The following is a 4,729-nucleotide window of genomic DNA, read 5'->3' as shown; positions in this document are numbered from 1 at the left end:
TATCCGCGCGAGATCGAGGAGTTCCTCTATCGTCACCCAAAGATCCAGGACGTGCAGGTGTTCGGCGTCGCCGACGACCGCTATGGCGAAGAGCTCTGCGCCTGGGTCAGGACGCGCGCCGGCGAGACGCTGACGGCCGAGGAGGTGCGCGCCTTCTGCCAGGGTCAGATCGCGCACAACAAGATCCCGCGCTATGTCGAATTCGTCGACGAGTTCCCGATGACGGTGACTGGAAAGATCCAGAAGTTCATGATGCGGCAGCAAGTCGAAGACCGTCTCGGGCTGAAGGCCGCGAAGACAGCGTAGGTTCTGGATCCAGAGGCGCCGTCCTCTCCACGTCGTCATGGCCGGGCTTGACCCGGCCATCCACGTCTTTGCTGCCGCGAGATAAGAAAGTCGTAGATGCCTGGGACGAGCCCGGGCATGACGAGTTGAGATACTCGTTCGCGCGCTCCTACACCGGCAATTCGTGCTGCTGCGCGAGCTCTTTCAGCGACACCTGCGGCCGCGCGCCGATATGCTGGATCACTTCGGCCGCCGCCAGTGCGCCGAGCCGCCCGGCATTCTCGTGGCCGGCGCCGCGCACGAGACCGAACAGAAAACCGGCGGCGAACAGGTCGCCGGCGCCCGTGGTGTCGACGATGGTCTCCACCGGAAACGCCGGCACCGCGATGACGGCCTCGCGCGAGGCGACCACGCAGCCCTTCTCGCTGCGGGTGACGACGCCGAGTTTGGCGTCCTTGCGGAGCTGGCCGAGCGCGCCGTCGAAGTCCGAAGTCTGGTACAGCGAATGCAGCTCGGCCTCGTTGGCGAACACGACGTCCACCGTGCCGCCGCGCATCAGCTCGAGAAATTCTGCGCGATAGCGGTCGACGCAAAACGCGTCCGACAGCGTCAGCGCCACCTCGCGGCCGGATTGATGCGCGATCTCCGAGGCCTTGACGAAGGCGTCCTTGGCGTTCTTCGGGTCCCACAGATAGCCTTCGAGATAGATCATTTTTGACGCGGCGATCTCGGCCGGATCGATATCGGCGACCGTCAGGTCCTGCGCGGCACCGAGATAGGTGTTCATCGTGCGCTCGCCGTCGTCGGTGACCAGGATGTAGGAACAGCCGGTGGCCGGACCATCGGATGCGGGGGCAGTCGAGAACGCGACGCCCGCGGCGCCGATGTCGTGGCTGTAGAGACGGCCGATCTGGTCGTCCTTGACCTTGCCGACATAGGCCGCGCGTGCGCCGAGGCTCGCAATCCCGACGATGGTATTGGCAGCGGAGCCGCCGGACATTTCGGTCGCCGGTCCCATGTCGCGGTAGATTGCCGCCGCCCGCGCCTCGTCGATCAGCATCATACCGCCCTTGGCCATGCCGTGCCGGGCGAGAAAGTCCTCGTCCGTCCTCACCAGCACGTCGAAGATGGCGTTTCCAATCCCGAGAACGTCGTATTTGGCGTCGGTCATTTACCAGGTCCCGCTAAGATGATTGCGATTGGCCGGACGGTCCGGTCAGAAGGTGGCTTGCGGCCTATCACGACGGCCCCTTGAACAGCAAGCGGCCCACGCTCATAGACATCTCATGATCTGCTCTTTCCTCACCGTCTCCCTGGGAACGCTGGCCTCGCGGCTGCTCGGTTTTGCGCGGGATGCCATGATCGCGGGCCTGCTCGGCACCGGCCCGGTGGCGGACGCGTTTCTGGCCGCGTTCCAGCTCGTCAACGTGGTCCGCCGCCTGCTCACGGAAGGCGCGCTCAATGCCGCGCTGGTGCCGGCGTGGCTGAAACTGCGCGACACCGAGGGCCCTGAGGCGGCGGCGCGTTTCGCCGGCCGCGCGCTCGGCACCGTCAGCCTCGCGCTTGCCGCGGTGACGCTTCTGATGGGTGTCGCGATGCCGCTCGTGATGTCGGCGGTGACGCCGGGATTCATCGGGCACGAAACGCTGCAGCTCGCCATCGACGACGCGCGGCTGATGCTGCCTTATCTTGCCTTCGCCGGCCCCGCCACCGTGCTGCTGGCGCTCGCGAGCGCGCAGGGCCGCTTCCTTCTGACCGCGTTCTCTCCGCTGTTGTTCAACATCGCCCTGATCGCCGTGATGATCGCGCTGACAGTTGCGCGCCTCGATGCGGTCACCTCAGCACTCGCGCTGGCCGCGACTGTCGGCATCGCGGGCCTGTTGCAACTCTGCATCCTGGTGCTGCGCCGCGGCGGCAAGGCGGCGCGCGTGCGCGTTGCCCTCGATGCGCCGATGCGGGGCTTTTTTTCGCGCGCCTTTCCGGCGATGGTGGCGAGCGCCGGCCCGCAGATGCTGGCCCTGGCCGGCGCCATAATCGCGTCCGCGTCACCGTCGGCAGTCTCCTGGCTCTATTTCGCGGGCCGCCTGGTCGAGCTGCCGCTCGGCATTGTCGGCGTCGCGATGGGAACGGTGCAGGTCGCCGAGCTTTCGCGCGCGGTGCGCAGCGGCGACGCCGATGCGGTTGCGGAGGCGGAATCCCGCGGCCTCGAGCTGGCGGCAGGGCTGGCGCTGCCCGCGACGCTCGGCCTGATCGTGCTGAGCAATCCGATCGTGCGGCTGCTGTTCGAGCACGGCGCCTTCACGAACACAGACAGCGTGGCGACCGCGCGCGTGCTGACGGTTTTGGCGCTGGCGCTGCCGGCGCATATCCTGGTGAAAGCGCTGTCGCCGGCTTTTTTCGCGCGTGAGGCTACGAGCGCACCGCTGCTCGCGACGGTCGGGGGATTCGTGGTCGCGATCGTGGCCGCGCTGCTGCTCGGGCATGTCTTCGGCGCAAACGGCGTCGCGGCCGGCATCGCGCTCGGCGCCTGGAGCAACGCGGCGAGCCTGGTGCGGCGGGGCACGGCGACATTCGGGTTTTCGCTCGACGCGGCGGCGCGGCGCCGCCTGCCGCGCATTGTCGCGGCCGCGCTCGCGATGGGCGCCCTGTTGTGGCTCGCGGAAAGCCTCGTCCCCGTGTTTGCGCACGGCCTTGCGCAGGCGGCCATCCTGGCCGCTCAGATTGTCTCCGCTCTCCTGGTCTACGGCCTGCTGCTCGGGCTGCTTGGCGTCACGACCTGGCCGGATGCCGTCAGAGCCGTCCGACAAACGCGATCCCGCGACTTGCGCGCGTGAGGCCAGCGTGGCAAACGACGCGACCAAACAAATCGATCTGGAAACTGACCATGGCCTTCGTGGAACGGGTATTTTCGGGCGTCCAGCCGACGGGCAATCTGCACCTCGGCAACTATCTCGGCGCGATCGTCAACTTCGTGAAGATGCAAGAGACCCACAACTGCATCTATTGCGTGGTCGATCTGCATGCGCTGACCCAGCCCGTCGAGGTGTGGGGCGGCCCGAGCGAACTCGCGCGCAACACCCGCGAGGTCACGGCCGCGTTCATCGCCGCCGGCATCGATCCCAAGAAGCACATCGTGTTCAACCAGAGCCAGGTCTCCGGACATGCGGAGCTCGCCTGGATCTTCAATTGCGTGGCGCGGGTCGGCTGGCTGAACCGCATGACCCAGTTCAAGGAGAAAGCGGGCAAGGACCGCGAGAACGCTTCGGTCGGTCTCTACGACTATCCGGTGCTGATGGCGGCCGACATCCTGCTCTATCGCGCCACCCATGTGCCGGTCGGCGACGACCAGAAGCAGCATCTGGAGCTGTCGCGCGACATCGCCCAGAAATTCAACAACGATTTTGGCGATTCGATCCGCGGCCACGGCTTCAATGACGGCATGTACTTTCCGCTGCCGGAGCCCTTCATCACCGGACCGGCGACACGCGTCATGAGCCTCCGCGACGGCACCAAGAAGATGTCGAAGTCGGACGCCTCGGATTATTCTCGAATCAACCTCACTGATGACGCCGACACCATCGCGCAAAAGATCCGCAAGGCGAAGACCGATCCGGAGCCGCTGCCGTCGGAAGAGAAGGGCCTGGAGCCCCGCCCCGAGGCCGACAATCTCGTCGGCATCTATGCGGCGCTGTCGGAGCGGCCCAAGGCCGGGGTGCTGCGCGAGTTCGGCGGCGGCCAGTTCTCGAGCTTCAAGAACGCACTGGTCGAGCTCTGCGTTGCAAAACTGTCGCCGATTGCCGCCGAGATGAAGCGCCTGGTCGCCGATCCCGGCCATGTCGACGCCATCCTGATCGAGGGCGCCGACCGCGCCCGCGCCATTGCCGCCGAGACCATGAAGGCGACCCAGGACATCGTCGGGTTCGTCCGCAAGCGGTAGCCTTTGCTGCGTAGCGGGATCATCCTGGTGATGAACCCGTGGACGTTGCCATCCCCTCTCCCAATCGGAGAGGGGTTGTGGCAGCATGTGCGCATGCCGAACAACTGACGTCTCTGGCGCGCTCATCGGGATACCCATGGCTACCCAACGACGAAGCTACGAGACCGGTCACAGGCCGAAATGTCTTGTGATCGTTGACGACAGCGCGGAAGCCGACCGCGCGGTCTATTACGCGAGCCGCTGGGCGGTGCGCAGCGGCGGCGGCGTGGTGATGCTGCGCATCATCGAGACCGAGGACCAGAACCAGCAATGGCTCGGGGTTGCCGACATCATGCGGGCCGAGGCCTATGAGGAGGCCAACACTGCGCTCGACCGCGCCGCCGGCCGCGCCAACGGCATCGCCGCGATCACGCCCGAACGTGCCATTCGCGAGGGCGATCCGATCGAACAGATCCTCGCCGCCATCGACGAGGACAACGACATCGCCATGCTGGTGCTGGCCGCCAA

General features: G+C 66.3%; 5 protein-coding genes. 4 read left to right on the top strand and 1 reads right to left on the bottom strand.

Features of this window, described 5'->3' with window-relative positions; all coding sequences use genetic code 11:
* A partial coding sequence (locus JOZ76_RS23805) for an AMP-binding enzyme (protein WP_441300083.1) occupies positions 1-306 on the top strand: 306 nt, incomplete at its 5' end.
* Between the two features lie 148 nt (positions 307-454).
* Here the strand turns inward: JOZ76_RS23805 and JOZ76_RS23800 are convergent.
* Complete coding sequence (locus tag JOZ76_RS23800) at positions 455-1,456, bottom strand: adenosine kinase (protein ID WP_291702492.1); 1,002 nt, start codon at positions 1,454-1,456, stop codon at positions 455-457.
* A gap of 115 nt (positions 1,457-1,571) precedes the next feature.
* On the opposite strand from JOZ76_RS23800, the gene murJ reads away from it, so the two are divergent.
* The 3 genes from murJ to JOZ76_RS23785 form a co-directional block, all read left to right on the top strand.
* Positions 1,572-3,119 carry a murein biosynthesis integral membrane protein MurJ gene (gene murJ, locus JOZ76_RS23795; protein ID WP_291702490.1) on the top strand — a complete coding sequence of 516 codons (1,548 nt, stop codon included), beginning with the start codon at positions 1,572-1,574 and terminating at the stop codon, positions 3,117-3,119.
* Between the two features lie 50 nt (positions 3,120-3,169).
* Positions 3,170-4,222, top strand: a complete 1,053-nt coding sequence (gene trpS, locus JOZ76_RS23790) for a tryptophan--tRNA ligase (protein ID WP_291702488.1) — start codon at positions 3,170-3,172, stop codon at positions 4,220-4,222.
* Positions 4,223-4,358: 136 nt separating this feature from the next.
* Positions 4,359-4,729, top strand: a 371-nt coding sequence (locus JOZ76_RS23785) for a universal stress protein (protein WP_291702486.1), incomplete at its 3' end; no start/stop codon positions are given.

This window comes from Bradyrhizobium sp. (assembly GCF_019244115.1).
In the GTDB taxonomy this organism is placed as follows: domain Bacteria; phylum Pseudomonadota; class Alphaproteobacteria; order Rhizobiales; family Xanthobacteraceae; genus Bradyrhizobium.
This window is presented reverse-complemented; position numbering and strand designations above follow the sequence as displayed.

Excerpts from the sequence above, each read along its gene's own strand:
- JOZ76_RS23800 (WP_291702492.1), bottom strand. The coding sequence starts at position 1,456 with ATGACCGACGCCAAATACGACGTTCTCGGGATTGGAAACGCCATCTTC.
- murJ (WP_291702490.1), top strand. The coding sequence starts at position 1,572 with ATGATCTGCTCTTTCCTCACCGTCTCCCTGGGAACGCTGGCCTCGCGG.
- trpS (WP_291702488.1), top strand. The coding sequence starts at position 3,170 with ATGGCCTTCGTGGAACGGGTATTTTCGGGCGTCCAGCCGACGGGCAAT.